This is a genomic window from Mitsuaria sp. 7 (genome assembly GCF_001653795.1).
In the GTDB taxonomy this organism is placed as follows: domain Bacteria; phylum Pseudomonadota; class Gammaproteobacteria; order Burkholderiales; family Burkholderiaceae_C; genus Roseateles.
Genome location: NZ_CP011514.1, coordinates 1982926 through 2006770 on the forward strand (window position 1 = coordinate 1982926; position 23845 = coordinate 2006770).

The window sequence follows — 23845 nt, forward strand, 5'->3', positions numbered from 1 at the left end:
CGCACCTGCGTCCAGGCGGGGTCTCGCCAAAAACAAGGTGCGCGACAGCGCCTCCGGGAGGAATCCATGTCGAGAACGACCCTGACGGCGGCCGCGCTGGCCGCAACGCTGTTCATCGCCGGTTGCGCGTCCACACCGCCGGTCCAGGCACCGGAGCAGTTGCGCGCGACGCACGGCTTCGTCCGGATCACCATTCCCCAACTCGATCAGTTCCCGGCCTTCCAGCTCAAACAGGAAGGCACCGGCGTCACCTTCGCACTGACGCCGCAGGAGGGCGCCGGCCCGCGCTCCTTCGGTCGCTGGATTCCCGCCGGCGCGTACCGCATCGAAGACATGAAACAGGCGGACGGCCAGCCCTTCCCTTCGATGCGGGTGGAGGCCGGCCGCCTCCTCGATCTGGGGGCGCTGACCTTCCTGCAACTGGGGAACTACGAGTTGCTCGACCTGGTCATGCCGCATCCCGAGGCGGAGCAGGACCTGGAGATCACGATGCGCCAACTGGCGCCGCACCTCTCCAGCATGGAGCCGCTGCGCTGGTCCCAGACCACCGTCCCCGCCGCTCGCAGGCCGCGAACGGACATGGTGCCCGGAGGCGGACTCATCCAGGCGTTGATCGTCAACGCCATCGAGGATGCCAACCGTCCGCCGTTGAAGGAGCGGCTCCGGCAGGCCGCCACGCCGTCGCAGGCCTTCGCCATTGCCACGGAGACGGTGCCGCCCGCCACGGACGAGCCCGCCATCGGTCCGGGCGGCGAGCGCTACTACGGCGCCGACCTGGGCCAGGTCCGCGTGCGTCGCCCCGACGGCCGTTGGACGCACCTGGACACCGGATCGCTGCAGGCGATCACGGCGGTCGCCGCCTCGGGCCTGCGCATCGTCGCCGGCACCGTGCAAGGCGACCTGCGCGTCAGCGAGGACGGCGGCAAGACCTGGACCTTGGCGCCCGCGCGCTTCCCCGGCCAGGCCGTCGCCGACATCGACCGCGTGGGCGGGCGGTGGTTCGTGTTGACGACCACGGAGACGCGGGACCTCAACTTCGTCCCCTTCATCCAACGCTGGCGTCTGTCGGTGCTCGACGGCGAACGCCTGGACAACGCCCGGCCGCTCCGGGACCAGGCCATGAAGTACACCTCGGCGGTGATCGGGGGCAACCGGGTGCGGGGTGTCGCGCCGAACGACGGCAGCGCGTACTACGTCAACGGCTTCGACACGATCATCAAGGTCGACCCGGCCACGCTCGCCGTCAGCCGGCTCGCGGTCCCGATCGACCTGGTCGGGCGCCTCAACGTCGGTCAGGACCAGCGGACCCTGAGCGCGTACGTGTCGGGTGGCATGTTCTCCAAGCTGGTCCTGTCCACCGACGGCGGCGCCACCTGGACGCCGCGCCCGGCGCCGCCCTACCCCGGCGTCGACGTCTTCGTCGACGACCAGGGCACGGTGCGCGCGACGCGCTGGGACGTCGGCGCCTTCAAGAGCCGCCTCGAGCTGCAGCAGCTCGCTGCGGACGGCCATCAGTGGAAGCCTGGCCCCAAGATCCCGGAGGACTGCCTGCGAATGCTGACCGACGGCAGCGGCGCGCCCTCGACCTGCGTCATGAACAGCGGCCGGCTGCTGACCTATCGCAGCGACAAGTGGGTGGCCGAGGACTGACGCTCAGCGCCTCGGGTCGGCCGCCGCCGCCGCCCGCTTCGCCGGGATCCACATCCCCAGCAAGGTCGCCGCCAGCATCGCCAGCAGGCCGGTGACCGCGATGCCGCCGGCCAGCGACGCCGTCGCCACCAGCGCCGACAGCAGCGCGGGTCCGCAGGACCCGCCCACGTCGGACAGGAAGCGCCACACCGCGAGGAAGTAGGCGCGGCCGTGGCGCGGCGCGTGGTCGGCGCCCAGCGTCATGATCAGGCCCGAGCCGATGCCGTTGCCGAAGCCGATCGCCGTCGCGGCGATCAGCAGCGTCGTGAAGCCGACCGTGAACGGCATCGCCAGCAGCGCCAGTCCGATGATGGCCATCGACGGCACCGCCACCCAGCGTCGGCCCTTCAGGTCCATCACGCGGCCCGCCGGGTAGAACAGCAGCATCTCGATGCCGCCGGAGATGCCGTAGATCAGCGAGGTCACCGCCGGCGCCAGCAGCAGGTGGTCCGCCCACAGCGGGATCACCGCCTGCCGCGACGCGCGCACCGCGCTGACCAGCATCACGCCCAGGCCCAGCGTGAGGAACACCCGGCGATGGTCGGCCACGATGGACTTCAACGAAACCGGTCCCGGCGCCGCCGCGCCCGCGGGGTGCGGCGGCGCCTCCAGGTCCGGCAGCCGCGCGCCGATCGCCGCCGCGGCCAGCACACCCGCGATGCCGACGCCGAACGCCGCCTGCAGCCCGAAGGCATGCACCGCCGCCGCCGACAGGAACGGTCCGATGAACATGCCGATCCGCATCACGCCGCCCAGCGTCGACAGCGCCCGCGCACGGTACGCCGCGGGCACGGCCTCGGTCAGGTAACTCTGGCGCGCCAGGTTGTAGACCGCCTGCGACATGCCCACCATGAAACAGCCGATCCCCAGCGCGAGCACGCCGGGCAGCAGCACGGCCAGCGCCATGCCGAGCGCGCTCCACACGCCCGCCGCGACGATGGCCCAGCGCTCGCCCCAGCGCATGGTGATGACCGAGGCCGGGATGTTGTTCAGCAGCGATCCCAACCCGATCAGCGTCACCACGAAGGCCGCCATCGACACCGACGCCCCGAGGTCGCGCGCCATCAGCGGCACGATCGGCAGGATCGCGCCCTCGCCCAAGCCGAAGAGCATCGACGGCCCGAACGCGGGCACCGCGATCCTGCGGAACGAGAACTCGGCATCAGACGTTGCGGAAGGTGTCGACATCGGGGGGTGGAACGGGGAGCAAAAGCTGGCGGAACGATAAGCGAGGTCCGTACCCCCCGTCGACGCTCTTCGCCCGCAAGCCCGCTGCGGACGCATTCCTCGCCCATCGGTCTCCGGCGCCCGACCGGACATCGCACCGATCCTCACGCGCCGATGGCGCCTCCCGCCCGCCGCACCGGTCGCCACCGCCGCTTTCATGCGGTTGCAATCGCATACCTCCAAATGGTGAAAGCGCTTTCAGAATCCGGCGGTTTTGCCTAGGATGGTTGGCGCAGGAGAGAAGTCGCGGACCCGGAGGCGCGTCGCAGAACGTGTCCCCGGACCGCGCCGATCGGTGCCTCCAGCACACCATCGAAACCTCTTGGAGACTTCATGAACCGCCTCCTCTCCTGGCTGGGCGCTTGCCTGGCCTTTCTCGCGCTGAGTTTCAGCGTCCCCACCACGCAGGCGCAGACCAATGCGAGCTTCTCGCACGGCGTCGCGTACAGCGGCAACCAGGCCACGCTCTGGTTCAAGTCCAACGTCGCGACGACCTGGGTCGACGCGCACTACCAGTTGAACGGCGGCGCGCAGCAGAACCTGCGCATGCCCTTCAACGGCGGCGCGGCGCGCTACGAGCTGGCGCTGCCCGGCGCGGCGCTCGGCACGCGCGTGGACTACTGGTTCACGTACAACAACGGCAATCCGGCCTATGACAGCGCGCGCTTCACGGCGACGGTCACGGCCGGCGGCGGCACCGATCCCGGCACGCCGACCAACCCCGGCAACCCGGGCACGCCGACCAACCCGGCCGACTGGAACGCCAGGACCACCTTCAAGATCGAGAACGCGACCAACGGCCGCTGGCCCGACTCGCAGGTCTACTGGGCCATCATCGGCAAGAGCTGGCAGACCGGCGAGTTCGTGCACGTCGACGCCGGCGGCAACGTCGTGCCCATGCGCCTGTCCGACAACACCGTGACGAAGAACGGCCGCAAGTACGCCAACTACTTCTTCCCGCTGTCGCAGACGAAGCAGATCACCATTCCGCCGGTCAACTCGGCGCGCGTGCTGATGTCCGTGGGCAGCCCGATGTTCATCGAGGTGAACACCGACGGCGCGGGCAACATCGCCTACGCCGGCGCCAACATCGAGAACTCGAGCGACCCCAACCTGGACGTCATCTTCGACTTCGGTGAATTCGCGCTGATCCCCAAGGGCCAGCCGGACCAGGGCATCTTCATCAACACGACCCGCGTGGACCACTTCGGCTTCCCGCTGAAGCTGCGCGTGCAGGGCCTGGGCGGCTACGACAAGACCGTCGGCGAGCCGCTGACCGAATCGCGCGACACGCTGTTCACCAAGTTCCAGCAGGAAGTGCCGGCCGAGTTCCGCAGCCTGGCGGATCCCAACTTCGCCAACGTGCCGTACCGCACCCGCATCCTGGCGCCGGCGCATTTCACCTTCCGCCCGGGCGACGTGAACGGCGCCTACCTGGACGGCTACATCGGCGACATGTGGAACCGCTTCAAGACGCAGGACCTGGTCTTCACGCTGGACAACCTGGGCACCTTCCGCGGTCGCGTGGACGGCAGCACCAACCGCTTCGTCTTCACCGGCGGACGCTCGAACGGCACGTACTACATCAACGGCAAGCCCAACACGGCCGAGGTCTTCCTGGGCGCGGGCAAGCTGGACGATCCGCGCAAGCCCGACGGCAGCTTCCAGGTCGACACGCCGGCCGACGCGGCCAAGTCGATCCAGCTGCAGATCCAGGCGCAGGTGTGCGCGGCGCTGAACCGCCACGTGCTGGCCACGCCGTCCGACTGGTACCGCCCGGCGGCCTTCTACCCGGCCGGCACGCGCGGCAACTGGTTCGCCAAGTTCTGGCATGACCACTCGATCAAGGGCACCGAGGGCACGGCCAACGGCTACGGCCTGGCCTACGGCTTCGCGTACGACGACGTCGGCGGCTTCAGCCCGTCGCTGCACACGAACGCGCCGACGACGGTGACCTACACGATCGGCTGGTAAGCCGACCCAAGCGCAAGGCCTGACCCCACGCCCGGTCCGCAGTCTGCGGCTGCCTGTGGGGCCGGAATGGTGCTGGGGGTTCCCGGAGGGACGCCCCCTGCGCCGTGGAGTGCCCGCGCCTGGCCTTCCGCAATTGAAAGGCCTCGCCTCCCGGCGAGGTTTTTTTTCGCGACCCCGTCAAAGATCCCAAGCCCAGAGCAGGCAGAAGAGCAGGCCGAGAATGAAGAGCGGCACATAGAGGCCCAGGAAGCTGAAGATGCGTCGAGCCGGCGGAACGTGCCGCATGGCGCTCGCCGGCTGCGCCTGCCTGCGTTGAAGTTTCGCCAGCGCGGTGCCCTGGTCGGGGGCCATCGCCCGCTCCATCGAGCGTGCGGTCAAGGTCTCACGTCGCCACTCGATGCGGGGCACGACGCGCTCACGTGTCGAGACCTGGACCTCCCGCGTGAAGGCCTCCATGGCCGTCAGCAGTGCAGTCTCATATGAATCGGGAAGCAACGCATCCCGATCGCCGATCAACGAGACCTCGATCACTTCGGACATTTCATGCCGTCGGCTGATTTCGCAGCAGACGCCGCGGAAACTGAAGAGGTAATACCTGTAGAGGTCGCTCACATGGAAGGGGGCGACGTAGACCAGGTAGGCGTCCTCCCCGGTCAGGTATTCCTTCCAGAACGTGCCGCGTTGGTGGATGCGACGCAGATGACGGATGAGGTTCGGATCGTGATCGACGTCTCGACAGAGGCGTTCGTAGGCGGCCAGATCGAAGGGCGCGGCTGAGTAGTTCAACGTCACTCCCAGCCTTTCACTGCAGTGGCCTTTTCAGCACCACGACGTCGATCGAACGACCCCGGCAACGCCTCCTCGCGGAACCCGTGCAAGTAGCTGGCGCGCCATTCGATGCGAGGCGCGACGAAGTCGTCCTCCGACCATGGTGACTTCTGATAAATGGCTTCCGCCTCATTGAATGGCCTGACCTCATACGACACCGCAGTGCAAATCGTTCCGCATCCTGAATACAGTTCCCGGATTCCCGGCAGGGTCCCGTTCGGTTCGCACGCAAAGTTTCTCCGAAACTCCAAATACTCCCTCGTCCACTGCAGAGAATCTGCTTGCCTCTGGAAAGAGCGGGAGAAAATATTTCAGACCCGAACGTGACCCAGATCGAGATCCGCAACTGCTCGCGCTAGCGTTCTCATCGTCTCCAATTGAATATTGGTGCGATTCTGCGACGGCGTGAACTCTCGAAAAGCCTCAAATGTCTGCGACATAAGCGCCGCCGATTCGCCAGCAGCTCCGCCGCGAACGCTGAAACGAATGGATTCTTTCTCTGCGAATGCTGCATTGTGCGTTCTAGCTGCGTCAAATGCCGTTCGGTCAAAGAGCCACAGCAGCAAAGCATAGACCGCCGGCATGCCTTGATGCATCGCACTTGGCGCAAGCTTCGACAACAAGACCATATATTCAAGATCACGCAACGTCGCATCGAAATAAGGCGCCAACTCCGACAGTTGACCAAGGAACTCAACATCCCCACCGTTATTGCCAAAGCGGGAATGCAAAAACTGTCTGAAAAAATCGGCGCGATCTTTTGGCGTAGCGCTTCGATCTAGCGTCAATGGGAGCGCCAATTCCAGTGAAATGAATTTTCGCAGATAGATATTTGCCTCAATATCTTGACCATAGGTATGCCTAACTGCGGCCTCCAAAGCCTTCTTATGGATGGCCAAAACAAACACTACGCGAGGCACATCGAACAAATGTTTTATTCGCTCCAACATCTCCAATGCAAAAGTTGGCCGACATCTATCCAGCTCATCAACAATAATCACAAAATGACTGCCACTGGCGTCGGCTAATCTTCGCAACGCGGCTCGAAAAGCCTCATGTGTACGTTTAACCTCGGAATAGGTTTTTAGTGCGTCCTTTGATGCTTCACCTAGCGCTTCAGTTACAGCCTCGACGAATGCCCCTGAACCGGGAAGAAACAAGGAGCCCGCGGCAGTTACCGTAGCTTTAACAACCTGCGGTGCTGCACCAGCAATAATCTGCTTACCGGCTGACTTCAATCCTTCGATTACGCCGCCATTCTTGACCTCTACTTTCGCAGCATCAAGAATTGCCGACAATAGAACGGAGAACGGATCGTGGTGAAAGTCAAACTCAAAGGCATTTATATAGACTGAGGTGATTTCCGACTCAGTTTTAAAATGATCAACCAGACGAGATGCCACCCATGATTTTCCGCTACCCCACGGAGCATCAATTGCCAGAACTCTTCCGGCAGGCAGCACATCTTGATCGCCTAATCCTCTAACGAATTTGGTAATGCGCTCCGCAAACGGACGGCGTCGCAATTCATCCGAACCAAATACATTTTGACTCGACATTGGAAATCTCCAACTACAGCAGAAGGAATTTGCTTCAAAGCTTCCGACGTGGATCAATATTCATCTATTGACTGGAATTGGATAATGTTTCAGGTCGGGCGATGAATCCATTAGGTTACCGATCGCGAGTCAGTTCATCAATGCGCACCGCTCGTCGGGGCCACGAGATGCTTCGCCAGGAACCGCTCCATCCGCCCGTAGAAATCGACGTCGGTGGACAGCTTGCGCCACCCGTGGCCTTCGCCCTCGTAGGCGACGTACTCGACGTCCTTGTGCCCGGACTTTTCCAGGGCGCGTCGGAAGTCCGACGCGTGATCGATCGGCACGCGGTGATCGTCGTAGCCGTGGGCGATCAGCACCGGCGCCTTCAGATCGGCCGCGCGACGCAGCGGCGAGGTACGACGCAGCATCTCGGCGTCCTTCACGCGATCGCCGACCAGGGCCGGCAGGCCGTAGCGCTTGCCCGCTTCGCTCTCGTCGCTCCAGTCCAGGCTGAACAGGTAGTCGAGGTCGGTGACGCCGGCCCAGCTCACGCCGCAGCGGTACTGCCCCGGGTCCTTGATCAGGCCCATCATCGCGGCGTAGCCGCCGTAGCTCGCGCCGGCGATGCAGACCCGCTTCGCATCGACCCAGCCCTGCTTCACGGCCCAGGCGAGCGAGTCGCTGAGATCGTCGATCATGCCTTCGCCCCATTGGCGCCAGCCGGCCTTGAACAACGGTTCGCCGTAGCCGTCGCTGCCCCGGAATTCAGGCTCGATGACGACATAACCGCGCGAAGCGAGGAACTGCGGCAACGAGTTCCACCCCCACGTCGTGCCGCGCGCGAACGGGCCGCCGTGCACCAGCACCACGGCCGGCCGTGGGCCCTCAACCTTGCCTGCCGGCGTCGTGACCGTCACCGGAAACTCGAGTCCGTCGCGCGCGCGGATGCGGGTCTGCTCGACCTGCGCCATGTCCGCGGCGCGTATCCACGGTCGCGCCGAGCCGAAGGCGCGCAGCTGTTTCGCGGCATGGTCGTAGAGGAAGTACTCCGACGGCTGCGTGTCCGCCTGCGAGGTCACCATCACCCGTCCCGACTTGAGGCAGCGCTGGCAGGACAAGGTGTTGACCCGGCCGGGCAGCGCCTGGTCCACCGTCGCCTGCATCACTTTCAACGTGGGGTCGAACCAGTGCGTGGTCGGCGCGTCGCTGACGAAATGCAAGCCCAGCAGGCGCCGGCTCTCCGTATCGAAGACCGGCACCCCGTAGAAGTCGAACCCTGCCAGCGACACCAGCGGCTCCGCCTCCTTCTTCAGCGTCCGGGGGTCGACGCGGTACAGCGCCTGCGTGCCCGCGGCCGACTTGTCGATGACCAATCGCAGGTCGCGACCGTCGGAGGCGAACGGCCTCGCGGTCGGCGAATGGACCCAGTCGCCCTCCTGCGCGAGCTGCCACGTGCCGTCAGCAGTCTTGAAGTACAGCGCCTCGCGGTTCTCGTCGAGGGTCTGCAAGGCCCACGGCTCGCCGGCGGCGTCCATTTCCCAGTTGACCGCCTTGTCGGGCGACTTGGTCTCCAGCATGCGGCGCTGTTGCGTCTCGACGTTGAGGCGGGCCAACTGGACCGACTTCAGATCCCAGCGCGCGTCGTAGCGGCCGTAGCCGACGATGACCTCGCCGCTGTCGTCGTCGGGCACGTCGTAGAGGAACCAGTCATACGGGAGCCCTCGCGAGATGACGCGCGACTCGGTCTGGGCCTGCGCGTATCTCGTCATGATCAGTTGCCTGCGTTCGGAGCCGTCCCGCTTGACGGTCCACAGGCCGGCGGCGTTGTAGTCGCGTCGCTTGCCGGCCTCGTCCTTGCCGGAGGTGTACACGAGCCGCCCGTTGCCGACCCAGGCATAGAACGCGATGTCGGAATCGGTGAAGCTGGCGACCTGCGTGATTCGGTTGCCCTGGTCCAGCTCGATCACCGCGAGTGCGCTGCGTTCGTGTTCCGAGCTGCTCACGACGAGCGCGACCGCGCGGCCGTCGGGCGAGATCTTCGGACGTCGCATCAGCGGATCGCGGAAGAAGTCGGCGATCGGCGGCGGCGCACCTTTGGCGGTCGTGGTGCCTGCAGCGGCCGCTGCGGGCTGCGCCGTCTGCGCGAACGCAGCACTGCTCATCTCTGCCGCCGCGCCGATCACAACGCACGCGGACACCCCCGCCCAGGCGGCCAGACGCCACCCACGAGATTGACTCATCCCTCTCTCCCTGAAACTAAGAAGCGCTTTTTGAATGCGCGCATTCTTTGCGAGATCGACCGGCGAATGCACCGGGTCGATCCATGAGAGAGAGGGACTCGCGAACGTGTTAGGACAGCGTTAGCAACTGGCGCCCGACTTCAAGCTCTTCAGGCACCACCGCTCCGTACCACTGGTCGTGTCGTTGCCCCAATACGTCGGCGTGTAGTTCCAGATCGGACCGCCCCACGGCAGGCTGGGGTTGTAGGTCATGCTGGTCACGTAGACGTAGTTGGCCGTCGTGCCCTTGAGCGTCGCCTGCATCTGCGCCTGCGTCGCCGAGTGGATCAGGAGCCAGGTCTTGACGTTGAGCGAAGTGGCCAGGTTCTGCACGTCGCCGTTGAGCCAGCTCGCGCCGTTGAGGTAGTCGGCATAGGCAGCCTCGTACATCACGATGTGCTCGCCGGACTGCGCCGCGCTGACGAAGCAGCCGCTTGCGCCCGGCCAGCCCGCGTTCCAGACCTTGATGCCGCCGGCCCCGGAGCCCGACACCATCGAGCGCACGTTGGCCCACTTGGTCGGCGTGCCGCTGCACTTCTGCGCGTCGGTCAGCGAGGCGTCGTCGTGCGCGGCCTCGTCGAAGAAGAATCCGTCCACGCCGCCCAGCGTGTTCTTGTAGGCCGACAGCTCCGCCGGGATCGCGTTGTAGCGGGTCAGCTCGTCGGCGGTGTTGCGGTCGTAACCGGTCGGCACGTAGCCCAGCACCTTGCCGCCCTGCGCGCGGATGTTGGCGATGACCGCCTTCCAGTTGGTGATCTGGCTCGCGCTCAGGCCCTGCGCGCCGCTGTTGGGATTGATGACGACGTAGCTGCCGGTCGGCACCTGGCCGCCGTAGGTGCTGGCGGTCTCGCCCCAGTAGGCGATCAGGCCGAAGCCGGTCGGCGCCGCCGTGGCGGTGGCCGTGAAACCAGCCGCCGCGCCCGCGAGCGCGACGACGGCGGAGAGACGGGAAAACGTCTTGAACGAGCGGTTCAGACGCGTGGTCAGCCGTGTGGCTTGCTTCATGAGGTCCCCTGGTCGTGGTGAATGACCAGCGGAGTCTAGGAAGTCATCGAATTCTTTCGAATATGGTTTACGCCACGTTTTTTTCTTTCCTTACAAGATAAATCGAAAGCTTTATTTTCGATTTATTCGAAAGCGAAAGAATCCGAGATCACATGATCATTGCGTCCAGCGGCCGCCGAGCGCCCTCAACAGCGCCACGCGATTGGCCTGCTCGGTCTGTCGCAGCGTGACCAGCGCGCGCCTGGCCGTCGTCGCCTGACGCTGCGCATCGAGCAGCTCCAGCTGGCTGCTGCCGCCTAGGCGATAGCTGCGCTCGGCCAGTCGCTGCGACTGTTCGGCCGCGTCGACCTGCGCCTGCTGCGCATCGAGCCGTTCGGCGAGTTGATCGCGCACCGCCAGCGCATCCGCGACCTCGCGGAACGCCGACTGCAGCGCGGACTCATAGCCCGCCATCGCTTCCTGCCGGCTGGCCTCGCTGACCTCGACCTGCGCGCGGCGTTGTCCGCCGTCGAAGATCGGCAGATCGATCTGCGGAACGATGCTCCATACGCCGCTGCCGCTCTTGAAGAGGCCGTCCAGATCGGGGCTGCGCGTGCCGGCGCTCGCCGTCAACGTCAGGCGCGGGAAACGCGCGGCGCGCGCCGCGCCGACATCGAAGGCCGCCGCGCGCAGACGCTGCTCGGCCGCGCGCAGGTCCGGCCGCTGCAGCAGCACTTCAGCGGGCAAGCCGCCGGGAATCGCTGGCAAAGCGGTCGCGCCCGGCGCGCCTTGCACGTCCTGCGCAGTCGGCAGCAGCCGATCCGGCAGCGGCTGGCCGACCAGCAGCTCCAGCTGCAGTCGCGCCTGCGTCACGGCGCTCATGCTTTCCGCCGCGTCGCCGCGCGCGGATTCAAAGGCCGTGCGCGCACGCGCCCGATCCAGCCCGGAGGCCGCGCCGAGCGCGTACTGCCGCTCCGCCAGATCCAGCGAGCGTTGCTGGCTGTCGCGCAGCTCCTGATTGAGGGTCAGGCGTTGCTGCGCCGCCGCGAGCGACAACCACGCGGTCGCGACTTCCGCGGCCAGGCTCAGCCGCGCGCTGCGCTGCGTCTCCTGCTCCGCGAGGAAGCGCGACAGCGCCGCACCCTCCAGGCTGCCAAGGCGATTGAAGAGATCGATCTCGTAGCTCGCCAGGCCGAGGTTGACGCCATAGGTCGTCGTCGCACCTTCGCCGTTGACCGTGCGCTGACGCGTCGCGGACGCGCCGACGCCGATCGCGGGCAGGCGGTCGGCCGCAGTCACGCGGTACTGTGCGCGCACGCGTTCGACGGCGGCCGCGCTCGCGCGCAGGCTGCGGTTCTGATCGAGCGCCGTCGCGACGACCTCGTCCAGTCGCGCATCGGCGAAGAAGCCGCGCCATTCGTGCGAGGCCACCGCCGCGGAAGTCGCGGAAGTCGCGGAAACCGCGGGCTCGGCGACGGATGCGGCCTTCGGACGGAAGTCTTCCCGAAGCGGGGGACGTGGCGCGTCAGTGCTCGGAACGAGGCTGCCGCAGGCGCTCAGGCCCAACAGCAGCGGCAGGATCGCGACGGTCTTCATGCCTTCACCTCCGACGCTGTCGACGTGTCGGCGGCATCGTCCGGAGTCGGTGCCACCGGCTTGGCGCGGCTGAAGCGCTGTTTCACCCACAGATAGAACAGCGGCACGAAGAAGATCCCCAGCAGCGTGGCGCTGCCCATGCCGCCGAGCACGCCGACGCCGATGGCGCGCTGCGAGCCCGAGCCCGCGCCGCTCGCGAAGGCCAGCGGCAGCACGCCCATCATGAAAGCCAGCGAGGTCATCAGGATCGGCCGCAATCGCTGCCGGCACGCCTTCAAGGTCGCCTCGAGCACGCTCATCCCCTGCCCTCGCAAGGTCTCGGCGAACTCCACGATCAGGATCGCGTTCTTCGCCGACAGGCCCACCGTGGTCAGCAAGCCGACCTGGAAGAACACGTCGTTCTGCTGCCCGCCGAGGTGGCTGGCCGCGAGCGCGCCGATGATGCCCAGCGGCACGACCAGCATCACGCTGAAGGGGACGGACCAGCTCTCGTACAGCGCCGCCAGGCACAGGAAGATGAAGAGGACCGACACGGCATACAGCATCGGCGCCTGGTCGCCCGAGAGCCGCTCCTGGTAGCTGCGGCCGGACCATTCGAAGCCGATGCCCGGAGGCATCTCGCGCAGGATGGATTCCATCGCCTTCATCGCCGCGCCCGAGCTCACGCCCGGCGGCACGTCGGCCTGGATCTCATACGCGGCGCTGCCGTTGTAGCGGACCAGCTGGCGCGGACCGTTCTGCCACGTCGCCGTGGCGAAGGCGTTGAACGAGACCATCGCACCGGCGGCGTTGCGCACGTACCAGTGGCGCAGCGCGTCGGGATCGGCGCGGTAGGCGCCTTCGCCCTGCACCAGCACGCGCTTGACGCGGCCGCGGTCGATGAAGTCGTTGACGTAGCTGCTGCCCAGCGCGATCGACAGCGTGTCGTTGATCGTCGTCGTCGCCACGCCCAGCGTCCCCGCCTTGTGGTCGTCGATGTTGATCTGCAGCTGCGGCGTCTCGGTCAGGCTGTTGATGCGCGCGCGCGCCAGCTCGGGATGCTTGTTGGCCTCGTCGATCAGGCGCTCGCGCGCCTCGGCCAGCGCCTCGTTGCCGACGCCGCCCAGGTCCTGCAGGAACAGCTGGATGCCGGAGCTGCCGCCCAGGCCCCGCACCGTCGGCGGCTGCACGATGAAGATGTTGGCGTCCCGGATCTTCTTGCCCAGCTCGCGGCTGAAGCGCTCGGCCAGCGCCGCGGCGCCCTGCTGCTTCTCGGGCCGGTCCTTCCAGTCGGTCAGCCGGATGAAGCCCTGCCCCGAGCCCTGGTCGCCGTTGGCGCCGCGCACGAGGTTGTAGAACTGCACTTCCTTCTGCTCGGCCAGGTAGGCCTCCATCGCCTGCGCGACCGCTTCCATGCGCTCGGCCGTGGCGCCCGGCGCCATGCGGACCTGGATCTGCAGGCTGCCCTGGTCCTCGTCCGGCAGGAAGGAAGTCGGCAGCGACTTGTACAGGAACGCCATGCCGACGATCAGCAGCAGGTAGACGACGAAGCTGCGCACCCCGCGCGCCGTCAGCCAGCGCACGCGCGCCGTGTAGCGCTCGCTGAACTTGTCGAACTGCCGGTTGAAGCCGCCGAAGAACCAGTCCAGCTGCTTGCCGAACGGCCCGCCGTGGGCCGCATGCTCGCCCTTGTGCACGGGCTTGAGCAGCGTCGCGCACAGCGCCGGCGACAGGCTCATCGCCACCAGCACCGACAGGATCATCGCGCTCACGACCGTGATCGAGAACTGCCGGTAGATGATGCCGGTCGAGCCGCCGAAGAAGGCCATCGGGATGAACACCGCCGACAGCACGACCGCGATGCCGACCAGCGCGCCGCTGATCTCCTTCATGCTCTCGCGGGTCGCGTCGCGCGGGCTCAGGCCTTCCTCGCGCATCAGGCGCTCGACGTTCTCGACCACGACGATCGCGTCGTCCACCAGCAGGCCGATGGCGAGCACGAGACCGAACATCGTCAGCGAGTTGATCGAGTACCCCGCGACCGCCAGCACGCCGAAGGTGCCCAGCAGCACCACCGGCACGGCGATCGCCGGCACCAGCGTCGCGCGCAGGTTCTGCATGAACAGGTACATGATCGCCACGACCAGCACCATCGCCTCGATCAGCGTGTGCACCACGCCCTCGATGGACACGCTGATGAAGGGCGTCGTGTCGTAGGTGATGGTCGACTTCATCCCGTGCGGGAAGAAGGGTTCCAGCTCCGCGAGCTTGGCCTTCACCAGCTCCGCCGTCTTGAGCGCGTTGGCGCCGCTGGCCGGCAGGATGGCCATGCCGGCCGCGGTCTGGCCGGTGCTCTTGACGTTGGTGGTGTAGCTGTCGCGGCCGAGTTCGACGCGGGCGACGTCGCCCAGCTTCAGCGCGGAGCCGTCCGGCTGCACGCGCAGCACGATGTTGCGGAACTGCTCGGCCGTGGTCAGCTTGGCGCGCGCGGTGATGATGGCCGTCAGGCGCTGGCCTTCCGGCGCCGGCTGGGCGCCGAGCTGGCCGGCCGAGACCTCGGTGTTCTGCGCCAGCAGCGCGCTGCGGATGTCGCCCGGGACCAGCGCGTAACGCTGCAGCTGCGCCGGGTCCAGCCAGATGCGCATCGCGTAGCCGGAGCCGAAGACGTTGATGTCGCCCACGCCCTCGATGCGGCTGACGATGTCCACCAGCGTGCTGGACAGGTAGTCGCCCAGGTCGGCCGAGGTCACGGCCGGATTGTCGCTGGTCAGCATGATGACCATCAGGTTCTCGGTGCCGGCCTTGGTCACGCGCACGCCCTGCGCCTGCACCGCCTGCGGCAGCCGCGACAGCGACTGCGAGACCTTGTTCTGGACCTGCATCTGCGCCAGGTCCGGGTCCGTGCCGGCGACGAAGCTCAGCACGGTGCTGGCGCCGCCGGAGGCGTTGCTGTTGGACTCGATCGAGAACAGCCCGTCGATGCCCTTGAGGTTCTGCTCGATGACCTGCGTCACCGAGTCCTCGATGGCCTTGGCGGCCGCGCCCGGGTAGCTGGTGTTGATCGAGATGCGGGTGGGCGCGATGTCCGGGTAGCGCTCCAGCGGAAGAATGCGCACCGCGGCGGCCCCCGCCAGCATGATCACGATCGCGATGACCCACGCGAAGATGGGCCGGTCGATGAAGAATGAAGCCATGGCGTCAGCGTCCCGCGCCGGAGGCGGATCCAGGGGCAGATCCGGAGGCCGGTCCGGACGTCGCCTCTCCAGGCGCGCCCGGCAGGGTCGCCGCCGACGCGGCAGGACCACCGGTTTGCGCAGCTACGGCCGCCGCTGCGGAAGCAGCGGCCGGCTTGCCGCCGGCGCCCGCCGCGCCCCCCTTCTTCATGCCCGCCGGCACGGGCGTCACCACCTGGCCGGCGCGGGCCCGCTGCAGGCCTTCGATGGCCAGCTTGTCGCCGGCCCTGAGGCCGCTGGCGACCAGCCACTGGTTGCCCACCGCGCGGGTCAGCACCAGTTGGCGCAGCTGCAGCTTGTTCTCCGGTCCGACGACCAGCGCGGTCGCCTCGCCCGTGGGCGAGCGCGTCACGCCCTGCTGCGGGACCAGGATCACGCCGCTGTCGATGCCGGCCAGCAGCTTCGCCCGGACCACCATGCCGGGCAGAAGCGTGCCGTCGGGGTTGGGGACGATCGCGCGCAGCGTCACCGCGCCGGTGCCGCGGTCCACCGTCACGCCGCTGAACTGCAGCGTGCCGGGGCGGGCGTATTCGGTGCCGTCCTCCAGCACCAGCTTGATCCTGCTGCTGCCGCTGCGGGCGTCGAGCTGGCGGCGCAGCTGCAGGATCTCGGCGCTGCTCTGGACGATGTCCACGTGCATCGGGTCGAGCTGCTGCACCGTCGTCAGCGCCTGCGTCTGCGCGGCGGTGACCAGCGCGCCGGCGGTGACCGTGGACACCTCGATGCGGCCGGAGATCGGCGCGGTGATGCGGGTACGGTCCAGTTGCACGCGCGCGGCGTCCAGCGCGGCGCGGGCCACGGCCACGTCGGCCTGCGTCTGGCGCAGCGTGCTGGCGCTGTCGTCGGCGCTCTGGCGGCTGAGGGCGTCGGCCTTGAGCAGCTCGGCGTCGCGCTCGGCGCGGCTGCGGGCGACGGCGACCTGCGCCTCGGCCTTCTGCAGCGCGGCGGCGGTGCGGGCGCGCTCGGCTTCATAGGTGGCGGCGTCGAGCTGGTACAGCGGCTGGCCGGCACGGACCAGCTTGCCTTCCTCGAACAGACGCTTCTGCACGATGCCGGTGACCTGCGGGCGGATCTCGGCGACCTGGCTGGCGGACAGCCGGCCCGGCAGCTCCAGCGCCAGCGGCGCGTCCTGCGTCGTCACCACGACCACGCCGACTTCGGGCGGGGCGCGCTTGGCGCCGTCGTCCTTCTTCTCGCCGCAACCGGCGAGCACGAGCACGGCCAGCGCGGCCAGCGCCGCGGCGATGGGGCCCAGGGTCGGCGTGCGCGGGGTGCGCGCGGGGATCAACGACGAGTCCGGCGACTTCGTGGACGTGGATGTCAGAATCTTCTTCGGCATGGCGGCGGATGCTCGTCCACGAATGTGGAGAGACCTTGAAGATCGCGTCGGGCGCGCGGCCTCCGCCCGGATGGCTTGCCCGTCGCACGCCGGCGCCCGCATCATGCGGTCCGTCGACGGTTCTCCCATCACTTTCGGCACACTGCCAGTCGTCTTTCCCCTCTTCCGGATGAAGCTCCCGTTCACCCTCACCGCCCGGCTCTTCGCCGCCGTCTTCAGCACCGCCATGGCGGTGGCGCTGGCGATGGGCGTGTTCTCGCACATCAACCTGAACCGGGACTTCATCGGCTACCTCAACGAGCAGGGCGTGAACCGGCTGGAACTGGCACGGACCAGCGTCACCGCCGGCTACCGCGAGAACGGCAGGAGCTGGGATTTCCTGCGCGAGAAGCCGGAGCTCTGGGGCCGCCTGCTGCGACCGCTGGTGCCCGAGGCCGAGATGCCCGCGGTCAAGCACGGCCCGGCCGAGCTGACGGGCGCCACGCGGCGTTTCACGCTGTTCGACGAGAACCGCGAGCGCGTGGCCGGTTATGCGGGGCCGGTGGAGCCGACCGTGGAGCGGCCGATCATCGTCGACGGCCTGACCGTGGGCTGGCTCACGCTGACCCCGATCGAATCGGTGAGCCCGGGCGCGGAGAAGCACTTCTACGACGCGCAGCTGCGCTCGGCCTGGGTGGTCGGCGGCGCGGCGGTGCTGCTCGCGGGTGCGGTCGCGTTCTGGATCTCGCACCGGCTGCTGAACCCGGTGCGGCGCGTGGCGGATGCGACGCATCGCCTGGCGGCGGGCGACTTCGAGATCCGCGTGCCCGAAACCCGTGGCAACGACGACATCGCCGGGTTGGGCCGCGACTTCAACCAGCTCGCGCTGACCCTGCAACGCAACGAGGCGATGCGGCGGGAGTTCCTCGCCGATGTCTCGCACGAGCTGCGCACGCCGCTGGGCGTGCTGCACGGCGAGCTGGAAGCACTGGAAGACGGCGTGCGCAAGCTCGACGCGCAGGCGCTGCGTTCGCTGCAGGGCGAGGTCGGCATCCTGCACAAGCTGGTCGACGACTTGCATGAGCTGTCGATGGCGGACGTCGGCGCCCTCGCCTACCGCAAGTCGGAGGTCGACCTGCGCGAGCTGATCGACGTGACGGCCGGCGCCTTCGGCGAGCGCATGCACGGCAGCGGACTCACGCTTCAACTGGATCTGCCGGACCAGCCGCTGCGCGTCTTCGGCGACGAGCGCCGGCTGCGACAGTTGCTGGGCAACCTGGTCGAGAACAGCTGCCGCTACACCGATGCCGGCGGCGCGTTGAGCATCAGCGCGCGTCGCAGCGGCGAACACGCGGTGATCGACGTGCAGGACACCTCGCCGGGCGTCGGGCCGGAGCATCTGCCGCGCCTGTTCGAGCGCTTCTTCCGCGTCGATGCCTCGCGCAGCCGGCGCGGCGGCGGATCGGGGCTGGGGCTGTCGATCTGCCAGCGCATCGCGGAAGCACACGAGGGTCGCATCGAGGCGCGCCCGTCGCCGCTGGGCGGGCTGTGGATGCGCGTGGAGTTGCCGGTCCATGTCTGAGAACGGCACCGGATCGACCGCAGGATCCGCACCAGGATCAGGATCGGGATCGGGATCGGGATCGGGATCGGGATCGGGATCGGGTCCGGCATCGGGACCCAATCTGGCGCCGATGCCGATGGAACCGGGCCCGTCGCGGGTGCTGGTGGTCGAGGACGAGCCCAAGCTCGCCGCGCTGCTGGCGGACTACCTGCGCGCGGCCGGGCACGAGCCGGAGTGCGTGGCCGACGGCCGCGAGGTGATCCCGGCGTGGACGGCGCGACGGCACGACCTCATCCTGCTCGACCTGATGCTGCCGGGCATCGACGGCCTGACGCTGTGCCGCACGCTGCGCGCGATGAGCAGCGTGCCCATCCTGATGCTGACGGCGCGGGCGGACGAGTCGGACCGGCTCGCCGGCCTGGAGACCGGCGCGGACGACTACATCGCGAAGAACCCGTTCAGCCCGCGCGAGGTGATGGCGCGGGTGAAGGCGGCGCTGCGCCGCGGCCGTGCGCACGAGATGGCGACGGCCGCCGCGGTGGCCGCCTTCGCCGCGGGCAGCGAGGCGCTGTTCATCGACGAGGCCGGCTGGACCGCGAGCTGGCGCGGCGATCCGCTGGACCTGACGCCGATCGAATTCCGCCTGCTCCACATCCTGGCCGCGCAGCCGGGGCGCGTGTATGCGCGCACGCAGCTGCTGGACCTGCTGCACGTCGACGGCCGCGAAGTCACCGAGCGCGCGGTGGACAGCCACATCAAGAACCTGCGCCGCAAGCTGGAGCGCGCCGGCGCCGGTACGGACCGGATCCGGTCGATCTATGGCGTCGGTTACCGCTTCGAGCGGTGACAGGTCTTGCCTCGATGGGCGATCCGATCCGCACTGAGCGGTTCGGGACGCCGCTGGCCCTCACCCCTGCCCTCTCCCGCAAGCGGGAGAGGGAGTAAGAAGGGCGCCGGTCGGACTCCCTCTCCTGCTTGCGGGAGAGGGTGGGGGTGAGGGCCAGCGGCCTCGGCAGTCAACCAGCCACGAATCCCCGCGTTATTCGAACCAGCCATTGCTGACGACTGCGAAGCATTCCGCAACATGACCGCAATGAGACGGTCACGGTGCTTCCGGACAGTCGCTCCCGAGGAGGAACCCTGAATGAAGAAATGGATCGCCATAGTCGCGCTCGCGCTTCTGAACGCCTGCGCTTTCACGTCCTACACCCGCATGTTCGGCGGCTACGGCTACAACGACGTGCCGCTGTCGCCCGACCGGTACCGCGTGACCTTCGCCGGTTACCAGAACGACGTGCCGTCCAAGGCGGCGGACCAGGCCCTGCTGCGCAGCGCCGAGGTGACGCTGACCAAGGGCTACCGCTATTTCGTCGTCGTCGAGGAACGCAACGACACGCTGACCAGCAGCTACGAGGTGCCCGCGACGCAGACGACCGAGACGACGAGCAAGGTCGAAGGCAACGAGACGAAGTCGGTCTCGACGACGACCTACAGCGAGGCCAGGACGGTGACGCAGAAGCAGCCCGCGACGACGCTGACGATCCAGTGCTTCCACGACAAGCCGGCCGAGGCCGCCGGCCCCGCCTCAGGCAAGGTCTACGACGCGCAGTTCCTGTGGACCGAACTCGGCCCGCGTTACGGCGTCAAGCGTCCGCCGAAGGGCTGAGGACGGCGGCGGACAAGCGCGCGGCCACCGCCGGCAGCCCCGCTGCCGCGGTCGTCTGCCACCGGAAGCCGACCTTCGCGGCCACGTCACCCGGCTGCGGATTGATCTCGACGATCACCGCGCCCTTGGGCGCCAGCCGCACCATGCCCGCGGCCGGATAGACGACACCCGAGGTGCCGACGATCAGGAGCAGGTCGCACTCGGCGATCAAGGCTGCGGCGGCGTTCACGACCTCGTCGTCGAGGTTCTCGCCGAACCACACGACGCCGGGCCGGATCGATCCCTTGCCGCATGCGTCGCAGGTCGGCGGTTCCAGACGACGCCGCGCCTCGGGTGGCGGGTCGGCCAGCACGGCCGGCGCACCGCACCGGTCGCATCGCGGCGAGAAGAAGCTGCCATGCAGATGCAGCGCGCCTTCGACGCCCGCGCGCTCGTGCAGATCGTCGACGTTCTGCGTCACCACCTGCGCGCCGAATTCGCGCTGCAGGCGCGCCACCGCGACGTGCCCCGGATTCGGCGTCGCGGCCATCACCTGGCCCCGGCGCCATTCGTACCAGCCCCAAACGGTCTCCTTGTCGCGCCGCCAGGCGTCAGGTGTTGCCAGTTGCTGGGGATCGAACTCGCCCCACAGTCCGTTGCTGCCCGAGCGGAAGGTCGGGATGCCGCTGTCGGCCGACATGCCCGCGCCGCTGAACACGACGATGTGCTCGAAACGGCGATTCAGCAGTTGACCCAATGCTGTGGGTAGGTCGCCCCACTCGTTCGTGTCATTCATGTTCAGAAATCAGTCGATTGGCATTGCGCGATTCCCCCGCGAGAGGGAGTCCGTCTCCCCCGACGACTCGCTGTCGCCGCAGGGATGCGCTCGGATAATCGCATGCCATGAGTTACTCGCCCTCTCTCGTCGCCAATGCATTCGTCTATCGCGGACAACAGGCGGGACGCAAGTTCGTCCACATGGAGGTCCAGAAGCTGGTGTTCTTCATTCACGCGTGGACGCTGACGCTACTCGGCCAATCGGTCGTTTCCGAGCGTCCCGAAGCCTGGGAGTACGGCCCCCTGTTCTCTTCACTCTATTACCGTCTCAAGGAGTTCGAGGCCAAGCCGGTCGACATGCTGCCCGAATTCCATCCCGAGACCTGCGAGTTCGTACCCCTCATCCCCAGCCGACAGGACAAGCGATTCTGGTTCTACGTCGATCAGATTCTGGATCGGTACGGAAAGCTCAGCCGGTATCAACTGTCGGCACTCGCCCATCCCCCCGGCGGACCTTGGGAAGAGACGAGGAACGCGAAGGTCGTTGTGATGCGGGATGAGGTCATCCGCAGGCACTATGCCAAGAAGGTCTCCCATGCTCCCACCGGATGAAGTCTCACTCCACGAAGTGCCGGGACTCTCGGCGCTAGGCGAATCGGCAAGCCTGGTCAAAGGATCCGAAAAGATCGAAGACCGATTCATGAGCAAGCCTCAGAAGCTTGACCTGAGCCTCCGGGCTTGGGCCGGACGGGGCGGCTTGGCGGCCGCGGCCTTGCTTTACGCCGCGGGGCTGTTCTCCCTCAGTGTCTTCGTTGGCGTCTTCGAGCATTGGCCCCCCGTCTCCGCCGACAAGTGGCATATCGTCGTGACCACGGTCGTCGCGCTCTTCTCGGTGCCCACGATGATCCTGCTGACGATCATCCGGAGCTCTTCCTCGGCCAAGGTCGAGCCGGATTCCGCCACCAGGAATCTTCATACGCTGGTCGGCGAGAAGCTCCTCAATCTTCTGGAGAAGCTCGCCGACAAGGTGATCGCCAAGAACTGAGATCAGGGGTTCAACCCTTCAGCGCCGCCTCGATCTTCGCGACGTCGATCTTCTTCATCTCCATCATCGCGCTGAAGGCGCGCTTCGCGGCCGCGCGGTCGGGGTTGTTGAGCGCCTCGGACAGCACGCGCGGCGTGATCTGCCACGAGATGCCCCACTTGTCCTTGCACCAGCCGCACGCGCTCTCCTGACCGCCGTTGTCGACGATCGCGTTCCAGAGCCGGTCCGTCTCCGCCTGGTCGTCGGTCGCGACCTGGAACGAGAAGGCCTCGCTGTGCTTCATGCCGGGGCCGCCGTTCAAGCCGATGCAGGGAATGCCCATCACCGTGAACTCGACGACCAGCACGTCGCCCTCCACGCCGGAGGGGTAGTCGCCCGGCGCCCGCGCGATGCGCCCCACGCTGCTGTCCGGAAAGGTCTTCTCGTAGAAGCGCGCTGCGGCTTCGGCGTCGCGGTCATACCAGACGCAGATCGTGTTCTTCGCTTGCATGGGGTCTCCTTGGGGTTGAGGGGTCATCGTAGACACGACGGGCGCGCGACCACGTTTTCGACAAGGTCCTCAACAAAAGGGACAGATCGCCGGTGCGACACCAGAACACCTCAGCTCGCCGACGCCGTCCGCCCCTTGCTTCCCCTCACACCAGGTCCTCAGGTCCCACCCCTGAGGTCCCACCCTTCAGATCCCGCCCGCCGACACGATCGGCCCCGTCGGCTTGCCGGTGCGGGAGCCGCCGCTCGGCTCCAGGCTGACGGCGAAGGCCTGGGTGTCATCCAGCAGGTTCGCGCGCGTGACGGTCGTGGGCACGTCGCCGGAGGCGATCAGGCCCAGCGAGCGCGGTGCGCCCGCCTTCGGAACGGCCCAGAGTTCGAGCGCATGGGCCGCATCGACGACCACCGGCGCCAAGGGCTTGAGCACCAGCGCCCGGCCATCCGCGGACACACTGGCGACGAAGCCCGTCTTGACGAGTTCGACGCCCTCCGGCGTGCTGCGCAGCACGATCACGACGGGGGCCGCTTCGGGCACCGGGCGGATGACGACGACCGCCAGCGCGACCGACGCCGCGAGGGCCATCGCGCTGAGTCCTCGCCAGAAGCGCAGCTGACCGGGGCGGCCCTGCCCGATCGAGGACAGGTCCGACGTCGAAGACAAGGGCGCCCCCGCCGGGGCTGCCGATGCCGCCTTGGCATCCGCCGCGCCGAAGAGGCGAGTCTGTATCGTGGCCCACACGCTGGGCGGCGGCTCGACCGGCGCGACCTGCCCCGCCAGCAGTTGCAGGCGCGCCGACCACGCCGCCGTCGCCGCGGCCAGCGCGGGATGCGCGGGCAGCAGGCGCTCGAAGCGGCGGCGCGCGCCGCCTCTCAGCGTGCCCACGGCGTAGTCCGCGGCCAGCCGCTCCGCGCGTTCCGGATGTCCGTAGTCCATCAGGCCACCCTGCCCATCGCGCTCAGCCGTTCGGCCGCCCGGTCCAGGCACCCGCGCAGGCTCAGCAGCCCGCGCCGCACCCAGCTCTTCACCGTGCCCAGCGGCTGGCTCATGTGTTCGGCCACCTCGGAATGGGACAGCCCCTGGTAGTACGCCAGCGCCAGGCTGCTGCGCTGCTCGCCGCTGAGCTGCGACATGCAGCGCTCCAGCGCATGCGCGCGGTTCGCGTCGGCCAGCAGATCCAGCGGGCTCGGTTCCTCGCTCGGCAGGTGGTCGAGCAGATCGCGCTCGCCCTCACCGCCCTCGGGCCCGCCGAGGGCGCCGAAATGGCTGATGGTCGCCGGCTGCGCGGCCCGGCGCCGCAGGCTGTCGATGGCCCGGTGCCGGGTGATCGTCGTGAGCCAGGTCAGCACCTTGCCGTGCGCGGCGTCGAAGCTCGGCGCCTGCCGCCAGACGGTGATGTAGATCTCCTGCAGCACCTCCTCCGCATGGCCGCGATCGCGATTGATGCGCAGCACCATGCCGAACAGCGTCGCGCTGGTGGCCCGGTAGAGCTCGTCGAACGCCTGTCTGTCGGACGCCGCGACGCGCGTCATCAGCGCGGCGAGACGGGCATCGCGTTCAGTATGGGCGGACGGCGCCGCGTCGGCCCGCGGATCGGGACCGGAGTCGTCGGAGGGGGTCGTCATGAACCCCTGTACGCAGGCAAGGTGCATTTGGATCAGCAGAGGCCAGAGACAGGC

19 protein-coding genes are annotated in these 23845 nt (G+C 67.6%); 7 read left to right on the plus strand and 12 right to left on the minus strand.

From position 1 onward, the window contains the following. Positions 1–66 precede the first annotated feature (66 nt). Positions 67–1650, plus strand: coding sequence for a hypothetical protein (locus ABE85_RS08745; protein ID WP_067272751.1), 1584 nt, complete (start codon positions 67–69; stop codon positions 1648–1650). A 3-nt stretch (positions 1651–1653) separates the two neighbouring features. Here the strand turns inward: ABE85_RS08745 and ABE85_RS08750 are convergent, their stop codons facing one another. Beyond that, positions 1654–2877: an MFS transporter gene (locus ABE85_RS08750; RefSeq protein WP_067272754.1), complete on the minus strand. Its 1224-nt coding sequence runs from the start codon at positions 2875–2877 to the stop codon at positions 1654–1656. A 372-nt stretch (positions 2878–3249) separates the two neighbouring features. On the opposite strand from ABE85_RS08750, the gene ABE85_RS08755 reads away from it, so the two are divergent. Next, positions 3250–4890, plus strand: a complete 1641-nt coding sequence (locus tag ABE85_RS08755; protein ID WP_082938454.1) for a glycoside hydrolase family 64 protein — start codon at positions 3250–3252, stop codon at positions 4888–4890. 177 nt (positions 4891–5067) lie between these two features. Here the strand turns inward: ABE85_RS08755 and ABE85_RS08760 are convergent, their stop codons facing one another. The 7 genes from ABE85_RS08760 to ABE85_RS08785 all read right to left on the minus strand — a co-directional run bounded on the left by ABE85_RS08760 (position 5068) and on the right by ABE85_RS08785 (position 16669). Then, on the minus strand, positions 5068–5676 hold the full coding sequence (locus tag ABE85_RS08760) for a hypothetical protein (RefSeq protein ID WP_157522114.1): 609 nt from the start codon (positions 5674–5676) through the stop codon (positions 5068–5070). 353 nt (positions 5677–6029) lie between these two features. Then, positions 6030–7277 carry a P-loop NTPase fold protein gene (locus ABE85_RS26865; protein WP_082938455.1) on the minus strand — a complete coding sequence of 416 codons (1248 nt, stop codon included), beginning with the start codon at positions 7275–7277 and terminating at the stop codon, positions 6030–6032. A gap of 137 nt (positions 7278–7414) precedes the next feature. Beyond that, positions 7415–9421: an alpha/beta fold hydrolase gene (locus ABE85_RS08765; protein ID WP_067282225.1), complete on the minus strand. Its 2007-nt coding sequence runs from the start codon at positions 9419–9421 to the stop codon at positions 7415–7417. A gap of 198 nt (positions 9422–9619) precedes the next feature. Further along, positions 9620–10543: a spherulation-specific family 4 protein gene (locus ABE85_RS08770; protein ID WP_067272759.1), complete on the minus strand. Its 924-nt coding sequence runs from the start codon at positions 10541–10543 to the stop codon at positions 9620–9622. A 156-nt stretch (positions 10544–10699) separates the two neighbouring features. Then, positions 10700–12118 (minus strand): efflux transporter outer membrane subunit, encoded by a 1419-nt coding sequence (locus tag ABE85_RS08775; RefSeq protein ID WP_067272763.1) that lies wholly within the window; start codon positions 12116–12118, stop codon positions 10700–10702. After that, positions 12115–15291: an efflux RND transporter permease subunit gene (locus ABE85_RS08780; RefSeq protein ID WP_067272766.1), complete on the minus strand. Its 3177-nt coding sequence runs from the start codon at positions 15289–15291 to the stop codon at positions 12115–12117. The genes ABE85_RS08775 and ABE85_RS08780 overlap by 4 nt, the downstream gene beginning before the upstream one ends. A 4-nt stretch (positions 15292–15295) precedes the next feature. Beyond that, the gene (locus tag ABE85_RS08785) at positions 15296–16669 is read right to left on the minus strand and encodes an efflux RND transporter periplasmic adaptor subunit (RefSeq protein WP_067272769.1); all 1374 of its coding nucleotides are present in this window, start codon (positions 16667–16669) and stop codon (positions 15296–15298) included. Between the two features lie 169 nt (positions 16670–16838). On the opposite strand from ABE85_RS08785, the gene ABE85_RS08790 reads away from it, so the two are divergent. From ABE85_RS08790 to ABE85_RS08800, 3 genes are all read left to right on the plus strand, one after another. Next, the gene (locus tag ABE85_RS08790; RefSeq protein ID WP_067282228.1) at positions 16839–18230 is read left to right on the plus strand and encodes an ATP-binding protein; all 1392 of its coding nucleotides are present in this window, start codon (positions 16839–16841) and stop codon (positions 18228–18230) included. A gap of 112 nt (positions 18231–18342) precedes the next feature. Further along, positions 18343–19059 carry a response regulator gene (locus ABE85_RS08795; RefSeq protein WP_067272772.1) on the plus strand — a complete coding sequence of 239 codons (717 nt, stop codon included), beginning with the start codon at positions 18343–18345 and terminating at the stop codon, positions 19057–19059. A gap of 297 nt (positions 19060–19356) precedes the next feature. Continuing rightward, entirely contained in the window at positions 19357–19878 is a 522-nt protein-coding gene (locus ABE85_RS08800) for a CC0125/CC1285 family lipoprotein (protein WP_067272776.1), read from the plus strand. Here ABE85_RS08800 and ABE85_RS08805 read toward each other — a convergent pair. Continuing rightward, positions 19856–20653, minus strand: coding sequence for an NAD-dependent deacylase (locus tag ABE85_RS08805; RefSeq protein WP_082938457.1), 798 nt, complete (start codon positions 20651–20653; stop codon positions 19856–19858). The genes ABE85_RS08800 and ABE85_RS08805 overlap by 23 nt on opposite strands. Before the next feature lie 107 nt (positions 20654–20760). Between ABE85_RS08805 and ABE85_RS08810 the strand changes: the two genes are divergently transcribed. Further along, the gene (locus ABE85_RS08810; RefSeq protein WP_067272783.1) at positions 20761–21246 is read left to right on the plus strand and encodes a Panacea domain-containing protein; all 486 of its coding nucleotides are present in this window, start codon (positions 20761–20763) and stop codon (positions 21244–21246) included. Between the two features lie 88 nt (positions 21247–21334). Further along, positions 21335–21679 (plus strand): hypothetical protein, encoded by a 345-nt coding sequence (locus ABE85_RS08815; protein WP_067272786.1) that lies wholly within the window; start codon positions 21335–21337, stop codon positions 21677–21679. A gap of 10 nt (positions 21680–21689) precedes the next feature. Here ABE85_RS08815 and ABE85_RS08820 read toward each other — a convergent pair whose 3' ends face one another. The 3 genes from ABE85_RS08820 to ABE85_RS08830 form a co-directional block, all read right to left on the minus strand. Continuing rightward, positions 21690–22169 carry a VOC family protein gene (locus ABE85_RS08820; protein ID WP_067272789.1) on the minus strand — a complete coding sequence of 160 codons (480 nt, stop codon included), beginning with the start codon at positions 22167–22169 and terminating at the stop codon, positions 21690–21692. A 186-nt stretch (positions 22170–22355) separates the two neighbouring features. Beyond that, positions 22356–23102, minus strand: coding sequence for an anti-sigma factor domain-containing protein (locus tag ABE85_RS08825; RefSeq protein ID WP_067272792.1), 747 nt, complete (start codon positions 23100–23102; stop codon positions 22356–22358). After that, positions 23102–23791: a sigma-70 family RNA polymerase sigma factor gene (locus tag ABE85_RS08830; protein ID WP_082938458.1), complete on the minus strand. Its 690-nt coding sequence runs from the start codon at positions 23789–23791 to the stop codon at positions 23102–23104. Before ABE85_RS08830 ends, ABE85_RS08825 begins: the two co-directional genes overlap by 1 nt. Positions 23792–23845: the final 54 nt, after the last annotated feature.